A 19,244-nucleotide genomic window follows, 5' to 3' on the forward strand; every position below is an offset into this window, starting at 1 on the left:
GGAGGATCATGATGAAAGCAATTCAATTTACAGAATACGGCGGACCAGAAGTACTGCAGACAGTCGAACTGGATCGGCCAATTCCAAAAGGGCAACAAGTCTTAATCGAAATCCATGCGATTGGCGTTAACTATGCTGACACTGCAAGAAGAGAAGGCCAGTATGTAGTACCTACGAAACTGCCATTTCTCCCTGGAGCAGAAATTGCTGGTGTAGTAATTGAAGCTGGGGATTCAGTAACGAATGTAAAACCGGGTGACCGCGTTGTGACGCTGATCGAATCCGGAGGCTACGCTGAGTACGCGTTGGCCGATTGCCGAGGCCTGATCCCCTTGCAGGATAATATGGACTTTGAACAGGCAGCCGCATTGCCGCTGCAGGGATTGAGTGCCTATCACATTCTCAAAACGATGGGGCGGCTGGAAAAAGAAGAAACCGTTTTAGTCCATGCTGCGGCCGGCGGGGTTGGCACTCTTGCTGTCCAACTCGCCAAGCTATTAGGGGCTGGCAAAGTAATAGCAACCGCTAGCAATCAGGAGAAACTGGCGCTCGCAGCTGAACTGGGTGCGGATGTTTTAATAAATTATACCGAACAGGGATGGGAAGAAAAGGTCCTGGAAGCAACCGGCGGCAAAGGGGTGGACGTTGCCCTTGAAATGGCTGGCGGCGAGATCTTCAACAAGACGCTAAAATGTCTTGCTACATTTGGCCGGCTTGTCATCTATGGTGTAGCCAGCGGAGAGCAGAGCAGGTTTTATCCATCATCTTTGATGGCCAGAAACCAATCTGTCATTGGTTTTTTCCTTCCTCAAATTATGAGGAAGCCGGCATTGATTCAATCAAGCATGGCAGAAATGCTCAGGTTTATATCGGAGGGGCAGCTTAAGCTGACAATCGGTGGTGTTTACCCGCTCGAACAGGCAGCAGAAGTCCACCGCCTTTTACAGTCCCGGCAAACAAAAGGAAAGCTGATTTTAAAACCTTAAAAAGGGGTGCAGCAGTTTGGCTATGATCAATACGGTAACCGGTCCAATTAATGCAGAGCAATTGGGAAAGACTTTGATTCATGAACACTTTATCTTTGGCTATCCAGGCTTCCAGGGAGATGTGACGCTAGGTGCTTTCAATGAGGAAGCAGCGTTGGAAGAGGCAATCAACATTGCCAGGCATATGCAGAGCTTCGGTGTCCGGACTGTCGTGGATCCGACCCCAAATGAGTGTGGCAGAAACCCGGAATTTTTAAAGAAAATTTCTGAGGCGACCGGACTTCAGATCATCTGTGCAACAGGCTATTATTATGAAGGCGAAGGGGCAACCCCCTATTTCAAATTCAGGCAGGCAATGGGTACAGCTGAAGAAGAGATCTATGAAATGTTCAAAAAGGAGCTGTCCGAAGGCATTGCCGGTACAGGAATCAAGCCAGGAGTCATCAAATTGGCATCAAGCAAAGATGAAATCACCGAATACGAAAAAATGTTCTTCCGTGCAGGAGCTCGCATCCAGCAGGAAACAGGAGCTGTGATATTGACGCATACACAGGAAGGTACAATGGGTCCAGAACAGGTTCGGCTTTTGATGGAAAATGGTGCGGATCCAGGAAAAATAATTATTGGCCATATGTGCGGGAATACCGACCCTGAATATCACAAGCAAGTGCTTGACCAGGGTGTAAGAATCGGCTTTGACCGCTTTGGCCTCCAGGGGATGGTGGGAGCACCGTTCGATCAGCAACGGGTACAGACTCTTCTTGCTTTGCTTAATGCCGGATTTGAGGACCAGATTTTACTCGCCCATGATACTGTGAATATCTGGCTCGGGCGTCCTCCTGTTATGCCTGAACAGGCAGCAAAAATCATGGAGAACTGGCAGCCAGGCCATATTTTCACCAATATCCTGCCGCAGCTGAGGGAAAACGGAGTGACTGAGGCACAAATCGATAAGATGCTTGGCGGAAATGCAATTGGTTTATTCACGGGATCATCCGTAAATGTAATTTCCTAGAATGCTAAACCTTGATTCTATAAGAAAGGGGCGATGACCTATCCAAAAAATCATACCACTGACTCTGGATTCGCCTTTTTCTGAAGGAATCGTCGTCGTATACGCGGTTCTGGGCGAAACAGCAACACTTATCGACACAGGCAACCCAGGTAAGAAATCCTTTTACCAGCTCAAAGCTCTCTTAAAAGAACATAAACTGGCATTTAGTGATTTTGATCATATGATTGTTACGCATATGCACACGGACCATTCTGGCGGTGTCAGTTTGATTCAAGAGGAAGCCGGACTCCCGGTGTACGTACATGAGCTGGCCGAACCGGTGATCACCGGAGGCGAAACAGAGTTTAATAGATTGAACGATTTTTTTAATGACTTCATCAGACAGTGCGGAGCAAATCCTTCCGTTCATCAGCATACCCGTAAATACAAAGAAGAAATCTGGCGTGATGTCCATTATATTAGCGAAGGAGAAGAAGTCTACATAGGAGGAAAACCTTACAAGGTCCTGCATGTTCCCGGCCATAGCCAGACGGATATCCTGCTGGTAAATGAACAAAAAGGAATTACCTTTGTCGGTGACCATATTATCCCTGAGCTTGCCGTTAATGCTTTTATTGAGCCTCCTCCACCCGGGAAGAAAGAACGGCCTTCTCCATTGATCCAGTATAGGGAATCACTGCGTCGGTCCAGAGATCTGCAACTCGGAAAGTGTTACTCGGGACATGGAAAGCCTTTCACGGGGCATATTGAACTGATTGGAAAAAGGTTAGACCAACAAGATGCCCGCTGCCAGCAGATCCATCGGCTGTTGAAGGAGCGGGATAAGAATGTTTACGAGATTTGCCAGGAAATATACCCGCATCTTAAAGGGCCGATTGTTTTTCTCGGACTCTCGCAAATTCAGGGGCATCTCGATTTGATGGAAGCACGAGATGAGGTGATGAAAGAGAAACGAAACTCCATTTTTTATTATCGATTGCTGTGAAGTCGCTTGGCCTATCTTTCTTTTTGAAAAGGGGAGGGTTATATGAAACTTGCAGATCTGCTTGAAAACAATATTAGTGAATATGGTGAATATCCATTTATTTTTTATCAGGATCAGGAGTTTTCCAATGTTGAAACAAAAAAATATGCTGACCAAATCGCAAATGGTCTCAGGAAACTTGGCGTCGAAAATGGTGACAGGGTTGTTGTCTGTATGCCAAACAACCCTGAAGTAATTTTTTCCTATCAGGGAATTACCAGAAGCGGCGCCGTGATCGTTCCAATCATGTTCACCCTTCATCCAAAAGAAATCCAGTATATTATTAAAAACTGCCAGGCGAAAGTTGTGATTGCCTCTGCTTATACAGCAGAAAATATGAAGAAGGCCATTGCGGAGCTCGAAGTGAAGCCGCTCCTTGTTGTTGCCGATCTTCCAGGCAGCGATGAGATGGTCAATCTATATGACCTTATGTCTGTGGACTCATTTGCCAACGAAGAAAATGTCCATCAGAACGATACCGCTGTCATTTTATACACCTCTGGAACGACCGGAAGTCCAAAAGGCGTTCTGTTGACCCACAAAAATCTCTACACCAATGCCGTTAACTCTGCAGCCCATAACGAAACCGACAGAGGCGTTACAATCGGCGTCCTCCCGTTAGCGCACGTATATGGCCTGACCATCTCTAATACGTGCTATTTAACAGGGAGTTCTATTGTTGTCTTCTCAAGATTTGATCCGCAGGAAATTTTCAAAGCCATAGAGACATACAAAGTAAGGTCCTTCTCAGCAGTGCCTGCCATGATTCACGCTATGGTTGGAAGTCCGAAGGCTGATCAATATGATACTTCTTCTTTGGAATGGATTGGTTCCGGCTCGGCCCCACTGCCAATAGCACTGTTGAATGGTTTCCGCCAAAGATTTGATGCGAAGGTGTTGGAGGGCTATGGATTATCTGAAGCTGCCCCCATCGTTACCGCACATAATAAAAAAATCGACATTAAGCCTGGCTCAGTCGGAATCCCGATTCCCGAGGTCCAGATAAAAATCATTGATGACGAGGGCAGGGAGGTGCCGACCGGGGATGTCGGCGAACTGCTTGTTTCCGGTGACAACGTAACACCCGGTTATTATCAGAACAAAGAAGAAACAAACCGAGTCATCAGGGATGGATGGCTGCATACTGGCGACATGGCGAAAGTTGATGAAGATGGATATCTTTTTATCGTCGACCGAAAAAAAGATCTGGTGATCAGGGGCGGTTTCAATATCTATCCCCGTGACATCGAGGAACTGCTGAATGCACATGAGTCTGTCTCGGAAGCCGCTGTCATAGGTGTTCCTGATGAAAGGATGGGCGAGGAGATTGTTGCTTGTGTAGTGAGAAATCCCGAAACCGATCCGTCAGAAGAGGAACTGATTCAATACTGCCAGGATCACCTTGCAAGGAATAAGACACCAAAAAGGATTGTCTTCATGGAATCATTGCCACGGAATGGTGTCGGTAAAATTCTTAAAACTAGACTAAGAGAAACCGCTGCAAATATTCACACACATTAAAACTGGTAATCAAGGAGGAATACAAATGGAGCAGAGAACGATTTTAACGACAAGCAAGCGAGGGCTGCAGGTAGATTCATTCCCGTTCCGACTCTATCAAAAAGCGAAGAAATTCGGCATCTGGAATCCTGCAGATATTGATTTTACCCAGGACCAGGAGGACTGGAGGCAGCTGACCGCCGAACAGCAAAATGATATTCTCCGCCTGATCTCGCAATTCCAGGCCGGTGAGGAAGCAGTCACACTCGACCTCCTGCCGCTGATCATGGCTATCGCAAAGGAAGGCAGGCTTGAGGAAGAGATGTTCCTCACAACCTTCCTGTTTGAAGAAGCCAAGCATACCGAGTTCTTCAGGCTTGTTCTGAACGCTCTGGGAGAAACAGGTGACCTCTCAGGACACCACACAGAGACTTACAAAACGATTTTCTATGAAATATTGCCAACTACGATGGATCGCCTTTTGACTGACCAATCACCGGAAGCCATCGCCGAAGCCGCCACCGTCTATAACATGTTCGTTGAAGGGGTACTTGCCGAAACCGGCTATTATTCCTTCTATCAAAATCTCGAAACCCTCGGCCTGATGCCAGGACTTCTTAAGGGAATCGGCAATTTAAAAAGGGACGAGTCCAGACATATCGGCTACGGAACGTTCCTGCTGCAAAGATTGATCTGCGAGCATCCACATTTGTACGAATATGTTGAAGGCAAAATGCAAGAGCTGACTCCGCTGGCCATCCGCTTGAACCAGGAGGGCTTCCGTGACAATGATGTCAGCACTTTTGGCAACCAGATTGAAGATACAATGAACTTCACTTTAAAACAGCTATCTGTCCGGATGGAAATCCTCTCGAGAGCAAGAGGCAAGCGGATCGAAGAAATTTATAGAGTGTCGGAGAGTGAGATGGGAGTTTTGTAAGGAACTGCTAGAATCTCCTAGGTGACCTGATAATTCATTTTTGGGAATAAAGGTGTTCCATTAAGCCCTATTGGCAACCTAATAATCCAGTTACTGGTAAACCAACACTTCAATAAGCCCTATTGGTGACCTGATAATCCAGTTAATGGTAAACCAGGATTCCAATTAGCCCTATTGGCGACCTCCTAATCCAGTTACTGGTAAATCAAGGTTCCAATAAACCCTATTGGTGACTTGATAATCCTGTTACTGGTAAACCAACACTCCAATAAGCCCTATTGGCTAACCAAAAATAGTGACTTCTTCAATGATTTTGCTATTCAGTAACTAGTTTTTTAATAAATTTATACAAAACCCAATAAGGAGGGCGCAGAATGACTGTAAATGTCGATGTAAAAAGGTTTCCGTTATTCATTAATGGAAAGTGGGAGGCTGCAAGCACTCAGGAAACCTTTGATGTCTTTAATCCAGCTACCGGGGAATTGGTGGCACACGTGGCAAAAGGGAATGCAGAGGATGTGGATAAAGCAGTAGAGGCGGCAAGGATAGCATTCGATGAAACCGACTGGAAGGATATGAAGCCAAAGGAACGATCGAAGGTGTTGTATGCCATTTCTTATCAGATTGCTGCACATGCTGAAGAACTTGCTTACCTTGAAGCCATCAGTTCTGGAGGTACCGTTAGGAGGATTGGGGCGAACGACATCCTGCAAATGGTTGACTTGTTCCAAACATTGGCAAAGTTTGTGGAAGAGTATCCATTTTCAGAAACGCTTCCAAGTCCGCCGTTCCCCGGACCGGCTCACAATTTTATCTGGCGCGAGCCAATTGGGGTTTGCGCGGCAATCACTCCGTGGAATCTCCCGATGATGATTGTGACCTGGAAAATCGCACCGGCTTTGGCGATGGGCAATACAATTGTGGTCAAGCCTGCAAGCTATACTCCGTTATCGACCCTGAAACTTGCTGAAATCATTTCCAAGGTCGTGCCCCCTGGAGTCATAAATGTTGTGACCGGACCAGGTGCCGATGTTGGTGAAAAGCTGGCAAGCCATCCAAAGGTCGATAAGGTTGCTTTTACAGGGTCGACTGAAGTCGGACGCAAGGTAATGCAGTTAGCCGCAGGCACAGTAAAAAATATAACACTCGAGCTAGGCGGAAAATCTCCAAACATCATCCTTGAAGATGCCGACTTAAGCACCGCCTTACCTGGAAGTTTATTTGGGGTGTTCCTGCATTCCGGGCAGCTATGTGAATCAGGGACAAGGTTATTTGTGCCTGACCATTTACATGATGTTATTGTGGAAAATCTCGTAAAGCTGGCTGGCAAAATCAAGCTTGGAAATCCGCTCGATCAAGCTACTGATGTTGGTCCAATCATTTCACAGAGGCAAAAAGAAACCATCTTATCTTATATCGAAGCGGGCAAAGCCGAGGGTGCAACGCTCGTCTGCGGCGGTAAGGAACTTAAGGTAGCCGGCTGCGAAAATGGCCACTTCATCGAACCGACGATTTTCACGAATGTCACAAATGATATGAAAATCGCCCGGGAGGAAATCTTCGGACCAGTACTGTCCGTTATTCGATACACCGATTTGGATGATGCCATCAGGATGGCGAATGACTCCATATATGGGCTTGCTGCCGGAGTTTGGACCCAGGATGTCAATAAAGCGTATGCCGTTGCTCGCAAGCTGCAGGCTGGAGTTGTCTGGATCAACGACTGGCATATGCTGCGCAATGATGCACCATTTGGCGGCTACAAACAGAGCGGAATCGGCCGCGAGATGGGAAAGCATTCACTTGATGCCTACACCCAGGTGAAGCATGTCCATACTTCGATGGTACCGGAAGTTCATAAGCGTTCCTGGTATGGTTTGCTGCTTTCCGACAGTGCTGAATAAAAAAATAATAATGAGGTGAAAAGGATGCAAAGTACAACATTATCTCAATTCTCACTCCGCTCAGCAATATACAGCGGCTCAAATTCAAGGGCAATGGTGCCTGATTTGTTCAAGGGATTGGGCTCTAAAAGGGTGGTTCTTTTTAGTGACAGGGGCCTAGAAAAAGCAGGAGTAGTCGAAAAAGTTGCCCAGATTTTTGAATTGACGTCCAAAGGCACGGGTCCTGAATTAGCTGGTATTTATGTGGATATTGCTCAGGACGCAGAAAGCAGTTCAGTGAATGAGGCCCTACGATATGCAAGGGAAGTTGGTGCGGATGGCTTGCTTGCTGTTGGCGGCGGAAGTGTACTTGACACGGTCAAAGGCGTAAAATACGCCATGCATAAAGGATTGACCGACATCAAGGAAGCCATACGCGGAGGCTTTTTATATGAGCAATTCCCGAAAGCAACCCATATTCCGATCCCGCATATTGCAGTACCAACTACTGCTGGTACCGGTTCGGAAGTCTCGCCGATTGCGGTCATATACAATGAAGATATCCAAATGAAAGGGAATATTATCAATCCTTTCCTCAGCGCGGATATTGCCGTACTGGACCCTGACCTTACAGTGGGGCTGCCGCCGGCAATCACCGCATTCACAGGCTTCGATGCACTGACACATGCAATTGAAGCCTTCGCATCGCCAAACGCAAATGCACTTACTGATGCCCATGCATTGCACGCAATCAGGCTGATCGAAAAGAACCTGCCTGTTGCCATCTCTGAAGGCTCAAACCTTAATGCAAGAATGGAAATGCTGCAGGCGAGCCTAATGGGAATTACCGCGTTCAGCTTTGCATTGAATGCGATCCCGGTCCATAACTTTGCTCATGCCTATGGCGCACTCTTCAGGATTCCGCATGGACTGGCGAATGCTGTTTTCCTTCCTGTAGTCATGGAATATGTACCAAGCCTGTACCTTCCGAAGGTAAAAGAACTGGCATCTGCCTTGCGTGTTTCATTCAATGAAGACGATGACAATGAGACCGTACTGGCAAAAGTGGTTGAAAAGATTCGAGTCCTTCAGCACAAAACTGGCTTGCCGTCAGATTTTGCACAGTACCGTTTAACGGAGGAAGACCTGGAGAAGATTGCTGGAGCTGTAGCGAAAGACCCTGCAGCAGTTTCTTTCCCGATGCCGAAGGAACTGATTCACGCTGTCGGCCAGCAGGTTGTGCCGATTGGCGTAAAGTAAAAATACTCAGAAAGGGGGATCCATCATTGGTTTCCCCTTTTTGTAAAAATATAACTTTCTAGCTTCAGTGCCCAGCCCCACGAGTCGTTTCGGTCCGTCCAATAAACTCAAAGAACGACTTCACCAATCGGCCCTCCAACATCTGTCGGGGCTGACCAAGGCGCTTACGCTTTACTTAAGGAGTGATCATCAATGATGAATTTCGATTTTACAGATGAACAAGAGCTGTTAAGGAAAACGGTCAGGAATTTTGTTGACAGGGAAATCATGCCTTATATTAAAGAATGGGATGAAAAGCAGCACTTTGAGAGTAATATTCTGACAAGGCTTGCGGATCTTGGCCTCATGGGAGTCTGCATACCGGAACAATATGGCGGCAGCGGGATGGATTATAATTCACTGGCAATTGTGTGTGAAGAACTTGAGCGCGGGGATACTGCCTTCAGGACCGCAGTCTCCGTTCACACTGGCCTAAACAGTATGACTCTCCTGCAATGGGGAAATGAAGAGCAAAAACAGAAGTATTTAGTTCCTCAGTCAAAAGGGGAAAAGGTAGGGGCTTTTGGATTGACCGAGCCGAATGCAGGTTCGGACGTTGCGGCAATGCAGACAACAGCCGCTGACGCGGGGGATCACTATATTCTGAATGGGTCAAAAACCTGGATTTCATTATGTGATGTTGCTGACCATTTCCTCGTATTTGGGTATACGGATAAAAGCAAAAAACACCATGGCATATCGGCCTTCATCGTGGAGAGAAACTGGGAGGGCTTCTCCTCCAAGGCTATAAAAGGGAAGCTTGGAATCAGGGCCGGGAATACCGGCGAAATCTTTTTTGACAATGTAAAGGTTCCTAAACAAAACCTTCTGGGCAAAGAAGGTGACGGCTTTAAAATCGCGATGTCCGCCCTGGATAATGGCCGTTTCACCGTGGCCGCAGGTGCGTGCGGAACGATTATGGCAAGTCTTGAAGCAAGCTTGAAGTATTGTCATGAAAGAAGTACATTCGGCAAGGAAATTGGCAGGCATCAGCTCGTCCAGCAGATGATCGCGAAGATGGAAGCGGGGCTGATACAATCACGCTTGCTCGTGTACCGGGCAGGCTGGCTTAAAAATCAGGGCAAACGGAATACCCGTGAAACCTCACTGGCCAAATGGCAGGCATGCGACTATGCTTATGAAGCAGCAAATGATGCCGTACAAATCCATGGGGCCTACGGTTTCTCAAACGAATATCCTGTCGAACGATATTTGCGGAACGCAAAAGCGCCGGTGATCTATGAAGGAACACGGGAAATCCATACGGTTATGCAAGCGGAATATGCGCTAGGCTATCGAGTTGATAAACCACTTTCGAATATGCTCCCGGCATGGCCTTTTGAGTCGGTATCAGAAGAAATCATGAAATAAAATAAAGTGACACCACCAAGCTAAGAAAAAAAAGGGAGATGTGCTTCAATACTGAAGCGCATCTCCTTTTTACAATTGGCTGTTTTCGTAAAGATTGTTGTTAAAATCTTAAAGCCGATTTTAACGGGCTATAAGCAATTTTGCAGTTCGTTTTTAAGTGGGCAAGCTCTTTTCTCATAATAAGCTTGAATTTTATAAAGAAAACTAGGTCATTCAATCCAATTTAGTAGTCAATAGCAACAAAGTTTGAGAAAAGAGCCTTACAATTATAAGACCATTTCAGATTGCACATAGTGATAAAGCAGCTTAGCTGTATTTTCAATAGAATCTTTATGTGTTCTTTCAAATGCATGTGAGGAATCGATTCCGGGCCCAATCAAACCGTGGATGATATCATGTCCAGAACGGATCGCGGCTGAAGCGTCCGATCCGTAAAACGGATAGATATCGAGTTTGTAGCCGATTCCATTGTCAATAGCCAGTTGTGTCAGCCTTTTTCTAAGTTCATAATGATAAGGGCCGCTCGCATCCTTCACACAAATGGAAACCGTGTATTCATCGGTAGATTGGCCATCGCCCATTGCCCCCATATCCACCGCCAGGTACTCAACTGTTTCCGAAGTGATGTTCGAGTTGCCTCCATAACCGATTTCTTCATTATTTGAAATCAGGAAATGAGTCGTATATGGCAATTCGATATTTTCGCTTTTCATTTGTTTGATTAGCTGAAGCAGGATCGCTACGCTTGCTTTATCATCCAGATGACGCGATTTAATATATCCGGACGGTGTTAGCTGTACACGAGGATCAAAAGAAACAAAATCTCCAACCTCGATGCCAAGTGCTCTCACATCATCAGCGTTATGTACTTTTTCATCGACGCGCACTTCCATATTATCCTGATTGCGCTCAGCTTTCCCGGCATCCTTATAGACATGTACGGAGGTTTGGTGCATCAAAATTGTTCCCGTGAACTTTTTGCCTCTTGAAGTTTCAATCTCGCAATATTCGCCCTCGATGGAGTTGTACTTAAAGCCGCCGATTAAATCAAGCTTAAGGCGTCCGCTTGGCTTAATTTCTTTTACGATGGCTCCAAGAGTATCGACGTGGGCAGTCAGCATCCTATGATTTTGCTCATCTTTACCTGGCAAGCTAGCAATCAACCCGCCCTTGCGGTTTCTTTTTGTTTCTACCTGCAATTCCTTTAAATAATTCTCTACATATGTAATCACTTCATTGGTATTTCCTGAAGGACTCGGGATGCTGACCAGTTCCTTTAACAGATTCACCGTCTCATCCGTATTTGGGTATGCCATAAATGAAATTCCTCCCTAAAATAAATTCTCACATAATTAATATTATAAGCTTTTTTCCCGAAGCAAAGTACCATTTATCTTTAATTCCTGTAATCCCTAAACCAGTCTGCTCATATTTTGATTATGGATGTAGTTTTGGGGAGGCGATTAGATGAACGGGTATTGGTTTAGGTATTCATTGCAGGAATGGTGGAGGGAAATGGAAGAGAAATGGGATTCCGTGAGGGCTCAGCTTAGAGAATCGGGAGATCAAGACTCATTAGAGAAATGGGAAGAAAACTTCTTCACCTTAAAAAAGAAAGCAGAAAGCAACTTGGATGAGGAACAGGTATATGCAGAAGCGAGAAAATTATTTGACGAACTTACAGATTATGTGAATGACCCAGAGACTGGGCGCCAGCAAGCGCAGAGACTACAGCCTGTGCCAATAGGAGGCCACAAATTGCCGCCAATGCCTTATGCCTATAATGCGCTCGAGCCTGTGATCGATAGAGAAATCATGAGACTTCACCACTTAAAGCATCACCAAACCTATGTTGATGGTTTGAACAAAGCTGAAAAAGAAATGCAGAAAGCCAGGCAAACCGGTGATTTCTCTTTGATCAAACACTGGGAAAGGGAAGCAGCTTTCCACGGATCAGGACATTACCTCCATACGATTTTTTGGAACATTATGGTCCCGAATGGCGGGGGAGCTCCAAAAGGACAGCTTAGCAAAGCAATCAATGATACATTCGGCAGCTTTGAAGGCTTTAAAAAACATTTTACAGAAGCCGCTAAAAGTGTCGAAGCTGTAGGGTGGGCCATCCTTGTCTGGTCTCCGCGTTCCCACCGTCTCGAAATTCTCCAGGCTGAAAAGCATCAAAACCTGACACAGTGGGATGTTGTTCCACTTCTCGTTCTGGATGTTTGGGAACACGCCTACTATCTGCAATATAAAAATGAACGAGCTAAATATGTTGAAAACTGGTGGAATGTCGTCAACTGGAAGGAAGTCGAGCAGCGGTTCAATAAAGCCAGGACATTAGCTTGGCAGCCATTTTAGAAGAGTGACGGATCGTCACTCTTTTTTTGTATAAATGCTTCTCTTTGGCAAAGACTAAACATATGTTCGGGAGGTGGTATTTTGGATAATAAAGATTTCAACCAGATCTACAAGGAATACAAGGAGCAAAGCAGTGCACAGGCTGAAATTGAAGCAAACACAGACCAGCCCGGGAAAGAGCAAATTGTGGCTGTCCGGAAAAATGACGACGGGGATCTGATCGCATTTAAGACAGATAATGGCAGGGAGTTGGATTATGTCACTGCCCTTAATGAAGCAAAGGCTGGCAGACTGGCCCATGTGGATGTATTCCATAAATACGGACGGGATATTCTCAGAAGTGAGCCGGATGGAATCAAAGAAAACAATCTTGATCAGCTGCCTGATTTTTAGCAGGGAATCTTCCCTGCTATTTTTGTTTTCATTAATATAAAACTTGATTTTTCAGAAATTTCAATCTAAAATTAACACTAACATACCAACCGGTAGGTATGTGAAAAAGGATTGTAACATACAATTTTAATAGAGATGCAGATTTATAAGAAAAAGTTAGGGGAGTGACTTGAATGCATTTACGCCTTACAGAAGAACAAAAAATGGTCCAGAAGACCATCCGCAGGTTCGTTGAAAAAGAGCTGGTGCCTCTGGAAAATGAGGTTCTCAGGAATGAAAGAGAAGGACGCCCAAGCCTTCCGCCAGGTAAATTACAGGAGCTGCAATTAAAGGCAAAGGAAGCAGGCTTCTGGGGAATCAATACACCTGAACAATATGGCGGTGCCGATCTTGGTCAAATGATGATGGCCATCGTATTGATGGAAATTTCCAAGACCTTCGTTCCTTTCCAATTCGGTGGGTCAGCAGACAATATTCTTTACTACGGAAACGAAGAACAGAAGCAGAAATATTTGATCCCAACCATCAACGGCGAGAAAAAGTCCTGCTTCGCAATGACAGAGCCAGGCGCGGGATCGGATACAAGAAATATTAAAATGACCGCAGTCAAAGATGGCAATGAGTGGGTTTTGAATGGCGAAAAGACGTTTATAACGGGTGGAAATGAAGCGGACTTTGTCATGGTCATTGCCATTACCGATAAGGAGAAGCATCGGGCAACCGGCCGTGATGGAGTGACCTGCTTTATCGTCGACCGGGATATGGGCTGGAAGTCGGAGTATATACATACGATGGGTGAGTGGGGTCCTGCCGGTCTTGTGTTTGATAATGTCCGCGTTCCAGAAGAAAACATTCTTGGTGAAGTAGATGGCGGTTACAAATTAGGACTTGAATGGATTGGCTTTGCAAGGTGGGTTGTTGGTGCAAGGGCAATCGGATCTGCAGAACGTCTACTGCAAATGGCGATTGACTATTCAAAAGAACGCATCACCTTTGGCAAACCGATTGCTGAAAGACAAGCCATCCAGTGGATGATTGCTGATTCGGCGGTTGAAATCGAAGCAGCAAGGTGGCTGGTATTGAACGCCGCCTATACGCTGGATGCAGGTGAAGATAACAGGCATATGGCCTCGATGGCTAAATTGTATGGCTCGAATATGGGGAACAGGGTAGTGGACCGCGTCATGCAAATACATGGCGGTATGGGATACACAAGGGAATTGCCAATCGAGCGCTGGTACCGTGAAGCCAGGCTTTGGAGAATTTACGATGGAACAGATGAAATCCAGCGCATGATCATCGCCAGGGACCTGTTAAAAGGACATGTAAAAATTGGGCAGTTTGTTTAATAAGTGAATTTGTAAGCGTTAACAGTTGACTCGATAGGGAGGAATTATTATGGGAAGATTTGATGGCCGAGTGGCTTTTGTAACAGGAGGAAGCCGGGGAATCGGAAAAGGAATCGTCCAGCTTTTCGCGCAAGAAGGAGCTAAAGTTGCTTTTATTGATTTGAATGAGGAAGCTCTTGCAGATACAACGAATGAACTTAATGAAAAGGGATATGAAGTCTACTCAAAGGTAGCGAATGTTACTGACTCAGAACAAGTTGAACAAGCATTTAAGGAGGTTAACGATACTTTTGGTTCTGTTGATATCCTGGTAAACAATGCTGGTGTCATTCGTGACAACCTTCTTTTCAAAATGACTGATTCTGACTGGCAAACGGTCATGGATGTCCATTTGAAGGGATCCTTTAATGCAGCCAGAGCTGCTCAGAAGTACATGGTCGAACAGAAATATGGCAGAATCATCAATATTTCCTCCACTTCCGCACTTGGAAACAGAGGACAGGCAAATTATGCAGCAGCCAAGGCAGGTCTTCAAGGGTTCACCAAAACCCTGGCCATTGAGCTGGGGCGTTACGGTATAACAGCGAACTCGGTCGCACCAGGGTTCATCGAAACAGAAATGACAAAAGAAACTGCGGCCCGAATTGGCATCTCTTTTGAAGATTTGATTAAACACAGTGTGGCGGGCATTCCGGTTGGCAGAAGCGGAAAACCAGAGGATATTGCCAATGCTGTCGCATTCTTTGCAGATGAAAAATCATCCTTTGTAAATGGGCAGGTCATCTATGTAGCAGGCGGACCTAAAAATTAACGCGAGGTGAAGGATCAATGTTCAAAGAGCATATTGGCAAGCAATCGAATAAAGTGAAAAACATGGTCGAGCGCGGCGCTGTCAAAAAGTTCGCGGAAGCAATCGGGGATCCTCATCCCATTTTCGTGGATGAGGAAACGGGCAAAAACTCCAGATACAGCAAAAACATCGCGCCGCCAACGTTTCCGAGGGTATTTGACTATGGAACAATCGACGGATTGAACCTTCCAAATAAAGGCCTGATCCATGGTGAACAAACCTACCATTATGAGCGTCCCTTATTGGTAGGCGAAGAAATCACCTGCTACTCGGTAGTGAAAAATTACTTTGAAAAAAAAGGCACCCAGGGAGAAATGGGCTTCCTTGTATTAGAAAGCTTTGGTGAGGACGAGATGGGGCAGGTTGTTTTCACCTCTACACAAACAGTCATTATTACTGAAGCAGTAAGGAAGGTGCTGATTGGATGAGTAGATTAGCAGAATTGAAGATTGGTGAATCTCTAAAGGAAATCCTGCTGGATCCAGTGGATCGAATCACTTTGATTAAATACGCTGGCGCGTCCGGAGATTATAATCCGATTCATACAATCGACGAAGAAGCAAAGAAGGCAGGACTGCCGGGGATTATCGCACACGGAATGTGGACGATGGGCAATCTGGCCAAACTGTTTACTGATTTTTACGAGGAAGGTTTCATTCAGGACTATACAATCCGCTTCAAAGGAATGGTGTTCCTGAATGACGTTGTCACTCTCCAGGCAGAACTGGCAGAGGAAAATGAAAACAATCTCCGATTCCTCGTCCGTGCAATCAACCAAAATGGCAATGAGGTCATTAAGGGAGATGTTTCGTACCATCTGTATGCGTCTTAATACAAATTAAACCCGGCATAGCATTGCTGGGTTTATTGCTATAGGTGGTGCAGCATTTAGGAATATAAATCGATTTTAAGGAAAATAAGTTCATTTTTAAGGAATAAAAAGAAAAAGTCAGGAATAAATGATCAATTTTAAGGAATAAAATCAAAAATTCCGGAATATCTGCTGCCAATTGATTCAGCAAGATCTACTTTTGATAAAAACTTTTGTTTTTACCAGAAATGAGGTGACAAATACAGGTGAATTTTGACTTTGATGAGGATTTATTAGCATTAAAACGCAATGTCCGCGATTTCATCCAGGGTGAAGTCGAGCCTGTTGCGATGCAAATTGAAGAAGATGACAAAATCCCAGAGCGGATCATCCAGCTTTCCAAGGAAATGGGACTTTTTGGACTCAGCATCCCAGAAGAATACCATGGACTCGGTATCGGCATGGTTCAAAAATGTGCACTTTATGAGGAAATTGGCCAGACACACAACGGGTACACCACTTTAATAGGCGCCCATACCGGCATAGGCACGGTTGGCATCGTCGAAATGGGTAATGAGCAGCAAAAACACAAATACTTGCCGGCGATGGCAAGGGGTGAAAAGATCGGCGCTTTCGCCCTCACCGAGCCTGATGCTGGTTCCAATGCGGCGAACCTTAAGACGACTGCGGTAAGAAAAGGTGATAAATACGTGCTTAACGGTTTGAAGCATTATATTACAAATGCTGTAGAGGCAAGTGTTTTTACAGTGATGGCGGTAACAGACCCTGAAAAAGGGGCGAAAGGCATCACTTCCTTCATTGTTGAGAAGGACTTCCCGGGGTTCAAGCTTGGCAAAGTCGAAAAAAAGATGGGACTCAAAGGTTCTCATTCAGCTGAATTGGTTTTCGAGGATTGCGAGGTCCCTGTTGAAAATATGCTTGGAGAAGAAGGACAGGGTTATGTGAATGCCTTGAAAATACTTGCAAACGGAAGGGCGGGCCTTGCATCGCGCAATCTCGGGTCCTGCCAGAAGCTTCTCGACATGTCGGTTGCCTATGCAAAGGAAAGGATCCAGTTCGGCAAACCGATCATCAAGCAACAGGCAGTAAGCCATATGCTGGCGGAAATGGCGGTTGAAATCGAAGCGCTTCGATCACTTACATACCGAGTCGCCTGGATGGTGGATTCGGGCAAGAAGGTCATCAAGGAAGCGGCCATGCTGAAGCTATATGGTTCGGAAGTGTATAACCGGGTGGCTGATAAAGCTGTTCAAGTCCACGGAGGGCTAGGCTATATTTCGGACTATCCTGTCGAAAGGTTTTTCCGCGATGCCAGGATTACAAGGATTTATGAGGGAACATCCGAAATCCAGAAAAACATCATAGCAGCACAGCTTGAAAAAGAATATTAAACAAGGAACATACCTACTAGTTAGTATGCAAGAGACAAAAAGAAAGAGGTGGACTAAATGAATTTTGATTATACAGAAAAGGTCAAGGGATACCAGGCCAGGCTGACGGAGTTCATGGATGAATACATCTACCCGAATGAACAGGTGTATAAAGAACAAATTGACAAGAATGACCCTTTTTCAAGAGTTCCTCCGATCATGGAAGAACTGAAGGCAAAGGCAAAAGAAAAAGGTCTTTGGAATCTGTTTTTGCCAGAGAGCGAATATGGTGAAGGACTGACAAATCTCGAATACGCTCCCCTCTGCGAAATCATGGGAAGGTCCAGCATCGCGCCAGAGGTATTCAATTGTGCTGCACCGGATACGGGGAATATGGAAGTGCTGGTCCGTTACGGAACTGAAGAGCATAAAGAACAATGGCTGAAACCGCTTTTGGACGGCGAGATTCGTTCCTGCTTCTCCATGACGGAGCCGGATGTCGCTTCATCTGATGCAACGAATATCCAGGCAAGCATCCTTCGCGATGGTGACGAGTATGTCATTAACGGGACAAAATGGTGGTCATCTGGTGCCGGCGATCCGCGCTGCAAGATTGCGATCGTAATGGGCAAAAATGACCCAAATGCTCCAAAGCATGAGCAGCAATCTATGATTCTCGTTCCGCTGGATAGTCCGGGAGTGACAATTAAGAGAATTCTGCCAGTCTTTGGTTATGATCATGCTCCGCATGGCCATGCCGAAATAGAATACAAGAATGTCAGAGTGCCTGCTTCCAATATGCTTTGGGATGAAGGGAAAGGCTTTGCGATTGCCCAGGGGCGTCTTGGTCCTGGCAGGATCCACCACTGCATGAGGACAATTGGAGCGGCTGAAAGAGCGCTTGAAGAAATGAGCAAACGGGTCCTGGAGAGAACCGCTTTTGGAAAAAAACTTGCCGAGCAGGGGGTCATCCAGGAATGGATCGCGGAAGCACGAATCGATATTGAGCAGTCCAGACTCCTGACATTGAAAGCTGCCTACATGATGGATACGGTCGGAAACAAAGAAGCGAAAGCAGAAATTGCGATGATCAAGGTCGTTGCGCCAAATATGGCGTTGAAAATCATCGACAGGGCGATTCAGGCTTTTGGCGCAGCCGGGGTAAGTGATGATACCACACTAGCTGCTTCCTGGGCGAATATCAGGACATTGAGGCTGGCGGATGGGCCGGATGAAGTGCACAAACGCGCAATCGCAAGGTACGAACTGAAAAAATATATGTAAGGGGGAGCAGCAATGCATGTATCAGAATTATTTTCACTAAAAGGAAAAGTCGCCATTGTCACTGGGGGCGGACGCGGTCTCGGCGAACAGATCGCTGTGGGTTTTGCTGAAGCAGGAGCCAATGTTGTCGTCTGTTCGCGACGAGTCGAAGCATGTGAGGAAGTAAGCCAAAAACTAAAGGAAATCGGTGTTGAATCTCTTGCTTTGAAATGTGACATCACGAACCCGGAAGACGTGAAAAATGTCGTAGACCAAACTGTTGAGAAATTCGGCCGGATCGATATTCTCGTCAATAACAGCGGAGCATCATGGGGGGCGCCGGCGGAAGAGATGCCGCTGGAGGCCTGGCAAAAGGTAATGAATGTCAATGTGACTGGAACATTCCTAATGTCACAGACAGCAGGTAAAGTCATGCTAGAGCAAGGTTCAGGCAAAATCATCAATATTGCATCAGTGGCGGGATTAAAAGGTTCAAACCCAAAGGTGATGGATGCGATCGGCTATAACGCCAGCAAGGGAGCCGTCATTACTTTTACAAAAGACCTGGCAGTAAAATGGGGACCGCGTGGCATCTACGTCAATGCAATAGCACCTGGATTTTTTCCGACAAAGATGTCAAAAGGGCTGCTGGAAAAAGGCGGCCAGGCGATTCTCGAAGGAACGCCACTAAGGAAATTCGGCTCTGATACTGACCTTAAGGGAGTCGCTGTATTCCTGGCGGCACCGGCTTCAGACCACATCACGGGAGACATAGTCGTAGTGGATGGCGGGACACATGTTCTTTAGA

At 45.9% G+C, this 19,244-nt stretch carries 18 protein-coding genes; 17 read left to right on the forward strand and 1 reads right to left on the reverse strand.

Annotated elements, in window-relative coordinates:
* The first annotated feature begins 11 nt into the window (after window positions 1–11).
* From M3593_RS00310 to M3593_RS00345, 8 genes are all read left to right on the forward strand, one after another.
* Window positions 12–986 carry a quinone oxidoreductase family protein gene (locus tag M3593_RS00310; protein WP_251541201.1) on the forward strand — a complete coding sequence of 325 codons (975 nt, stop codon included), beginning with the start codon at window positions 12–14 and terminating at the stop codon, window positions 984–986.
* A gap of 22 nt (window positions 987–1,008) precedes the next feature.
* Complete coding sequence (locus M3593_RS00315; protein ID WP_251541203.1) at window positions 1,009–2,001, forward strand: phosphotriesterase family protein; 993 nt, start codon at window positions 1,009–1,011, stop codon at window positions 1,999–2,001.
* An 88-nt stretch (window positions 2,002–2,089) separates the two neighbouring features.
* Window positions 2,090–2,986, forward strand: coding sequence for an MBL fold metallo-hydrolase (locus tag M3593_RS00320; RefSeq protein WP_353056074.1), 897 nt, complete (start codon window positions 2,090–2,092; stop codon window positions 2,984–2,986).
* A gap of 42 nt (window positions 2,987–3,028) precedes the next feature.
* A complete protein-coding gene (locus M3593_RS00325; protein ID WP_251540100.1) occupies window positions 3,029–4,546 on the forward strand; it encodes a class I adenylate-forming enzyme family protein in 1,518 nt (505 codons plus the stop codon).
* Window positions 4,547–4,571: 25 nt separating this feature from the next.
* On the forward strand, window positions 4,572–5,465 hold the full coding sequence (locus tag M3593_RS00330; RefSeq protein WP_251540101.1) for a R2-like ligand-binding oxidase: 894 nt from the start codon (window positions 4,572–4,574) through the stop codon (window positions 5,463–5,465).
* 374 nt (window positions 5,466–5,839) lie between these two features.
* Complete coding sequence (locus M3593_RS00335; protein WP_251540104.1) at window positions 5,840–7,369, forward strand: aldehyde dehydrogenase family protein; 1,530 nt, start codon at window positions 5,840–5,842, stop codon at window positions 7,367–7,369.
* A gap of 24 nt (window positions 7,370–7,393) precedes the next feature.
* Window positions 7,394–8,608, forward strand: coding sequence for an iron-containing alcohol dehydrogenase (locus M3593_RS00340; RefSeq protein WP_251540106.1), 1,215 nt, complete (start codon window positions 7,394–7,396; stop codon window positions 8,606–8,608).
* A gap of 195 nt (window positions 8,609–8,803) precedes the next feature.
* Complete coding sequence (locus M3593_RS00345; RefSeq protein ID WP_251541207.1) at window positions 8,804–10,018, forward strand: acyl-CoA dehydrogenase family protein; 1,215 nt, start codon at window positions 8,804–8,806, stop codon at window positions 10,016–10,018.
* Between the two features lie 266 nt (window positions 10,019–10,284).
* On the opposite strand, the gene M3593_RS00350 is transcribed toward M3593_RS00345, so the two are convergent.
* Window positions 10,285–11,334 (reverse strand): M42 family metallopeptidase, encoded by a 1,050-nt coding sequence (locus M3593_RS00350; RefSeq protein WP_251540108.1) that lies wholly within the window; start codon window positions 11,332–11,334, stop codon window positions 10,285–10,287.
* A gap of 151 nt (window positions 11,335–11,485) precedes the next feature.
* Between M3593_RS00350 and M3593_RS00355 the strand changes: the two genes are divergently transcribed.
* From M3593_RS00355 to M3593_RS00395, 9 genes are all read left to right on the forward strand, one after another.
* The gene (locus M3593_RS00355; protein ID WP_251540110.1) at window positions 11,486–12,379 is read left to right on the forward strand and encodes a superoxide dismutase; all 894 of its coding nucleotides are present in this window, start codon (window positions 11,486–11,488) and stop codon (window positions 12,377–12,379) included.
* An 81-nt stretch (window positions 12,380–12,460) separates the two neighbouring features.
* Window positions 12,461–12,772: a DUF3892 domain-containing protein gene (locus M3593_RS00360; protein WP_251540118.1), complete on the forward strand. Its 312-nt coding sequence runs from the start codon at window positions 12,461–12,463 to the stop codon at window positions 12,770–12,772.
* A gap of 173 nt (window positions 12,773–12,945) precedes the next feature.
* The gene (locus M3593_RS00365; protein WP_251540120.1) at window positions 12,946–14,121 is read left to right on the forward strand and encodes an acyl-CoA dehydrogenase family protein; all 1,176 of its coding nucleotides are present in this window, start codon (window positions 12,946–12,948) and stop codon (window positions 14,119–14,121) included.
* Window positions 14,122–14,170: 49 nt separating this feature from the next.
* Window positions 14,171–14,932 carry a beta-ketoacyl-ACP reductase gene (locus tag M3593_RS00370; RefSeq protein ID WP_285847866.1) on the forward strand — a complete coding sequence of 254 codons (762 nt, stop codon included), beginning with the start codon at window positions 14,171–14,173 and terminating at the stop codon, window positions 14,930–14,932.
* A gap of 17 nt (window positions 14,933–14,949) precedes the next feature.
* The gene (locus M3593_RS00375) at window positions 14,950–15,399 is read left to right on the forward strand and encodes a MaoC family dehydratase N-terminal domain-containing protein (RefSeq protein WP_251540121.1); all 450 of its coding nucleotides are present in this window, start codon (window positions 14,950–14,952) and stop codon (window positions 15,397–15,399) included.
* On the forward strand, window positions 15,396–15,803 hold the full coding sequence (locus tag M3593_RS00380; protein WP_144481043.1) for a MaoC/PaaZ C-terminal domain-containing protein: 408 nt from the start codon (window positions 15,396–15,398) through the stop codon (window positions 15,801–15,803). The genes M3593_RS00375 and M3593_RS00380 overlap by 4 nt, the downstream gene beginning before the upstream one ends.
* A gap of 245 nt (window positions 15,804–16,048) precedes the next feature.
* The gene (locus tag M3593_RS00385; protein ID WP_251540123.1) at window positions 16,049–17,194 is read left to right on the forward strand and encodes an acyl-CoA dehydrogenase family protein; all 1,146 of its coding nucleotides are present in this window, start codon (window positions 16,049–16,051) and stop codon (window positions 17,192–17,194) included.
* Window positions 17,195–17,251: 57 nt separating this feature from the next.
* Window positions 17,252–18,457 (forward strand): acyl-CoA dehydrogenase, encoded by a 1,206-nt coding sequence (locus tag M3593_RS00390; protein ID WP_251540125.1) that lies wholly within the window; start codon window positions 17,252–17,254, stop codon window positions 18,455–18,457.
* A gap of 12 nt (window positions 18,458–18,469) precedes the next feature.
* A complete protein-coding gene (locus M3593_RS00395; RefSeq protein ID WP_251540127.1) occupies window positions 18,470–19,243 on the forward strand; it encodes an SDR family oxidoreductase in 774 nt (257 codons plus the stop codon).
* The last annotated feature ends 1 nt before the right edge of the window (window position 19,244 follow it).

The sequence above is a fragment of the Mesobacillus sp. MER 48 genome (assembly GCF_023714225.1).
In the GTDB taxonomy this organism is placed as follows: Bacteria; Bacillota; Bacilli; order Bacillales; family Cytobacillaceae; genus Mesobacillus; species Mesobacillus oceanisediminis_A.

What these genes read in the sequence shown, in the direction of transcription:
- M3593_RS00350 (WP_251540108.1), bottom strand. Translation starts at nt 11,334, where the DNA reads ATGGCATACCCAAATACGGATGAGACGGTGAATCTGTTAAAGGAACTG.
- M3593_RS00395 (WP_251540127.1), top strand. Translation starts at nt 18,470, where the DNA reads ATGCATGTATCAGAATTATTTTCACTAAAAGGAAAAGTCGCCATTGTC.
- M3593_RS00345 (WP_251541207.1), top strand. Translation starts at nt 8,804, where the DNA reads ATGAATTTCGATTTTACAGATGAACAAGAGCTGTTAAGGAAAACGGTC.
- M3593_RS00325 (WP_251540100.1), top strand. Translation starts at nt 3,029, where the DNA reads ATGAAACTTGCAGATCTGCTTGAAAACAATATTAGTGAATATGGTGAA.
- M3593_RS00335 (WP_251540104.1), top strand. Translation starts at nt 5,840, where the DNA reads ATGACTGTAAATGTCGATGTAAAAAGGTTTCCGTTATTCATTAATGGA.
- M3593_RS00340 (WP_251540106.1), top strand. Translation starts at nt 7,394, where the DNA reads ATGCAAAGTACAACATTATCTCAATTCTCACTCCGCTCAGCAATATAC.
- M3593_RS00315 (WP_251541203.1), top strand. Translation starts at nt 1,009, where the DNA reads ATGATCAATACGGTAACCGGTCCAATTAATGCAGAGCAATTGGGAAAG.
- M3593_RS00375 (WP_251540121.1), top strand. Translation starts at nt 14,950, where the DNA reads ATGTTCAAAGAGCATATTGGCAAGCAATCGAATAAAGTGAAAAACATG.
- M3593_RS00355 (WP_251540110.1), top strand. Translation starts at nt 11,486, where the DNA reads ATGAACGGGTATTGGTTTAGGTATTCATTGCAGGAATGGTGGAGGGAA.
- M3593_RS00330 (WP_251540101.1), top strand. Translation starts at nt 4,572, where the DNA reads ATGGAGCAGAGAACGATTTTAACGACAAGCAAGCGAGGGCTGCAGGTA.
- M3593_RS00365 (WP_251540120.1), top strand. Translation starts at nt 12,946, where the DNA reads ATGCATTTACGCCTTACAGAAGAACAAAAAATGGTCCAGAAGACCATC.
- M3593_RS00310 (WP_251541201.1), top strand. Translation starts at nt 12, where the DNA reads ATGAAAGCAATTCAATTTACAGAATACGGCGGACCAGAAGTACTGCAG.
- M3593_RS00390 (WP_251540125.1), top strand. Translation starts at nt 17,252, where the DNA reads ATGAATTTTGATTATACAGAAAAGGTCAAGGGATACCAGGCCAGGCTG.
- M3593_RS00370 (WP_285847866.1), top strand. Translation starts at nt 14,171, where the DNA reads ATGGGAAGATTTGATGGCCGAGTGGCTTTTGTAACAGGAGGAAGCCGG.
- M3593_RS00380 (WP_144481043.1), top strand. Translation starts at nt 15,396, where the DNA reads ATGAGTAGATTAGCAGAATTGAAGATTGGTGAATCTCTAAAGGAAATC.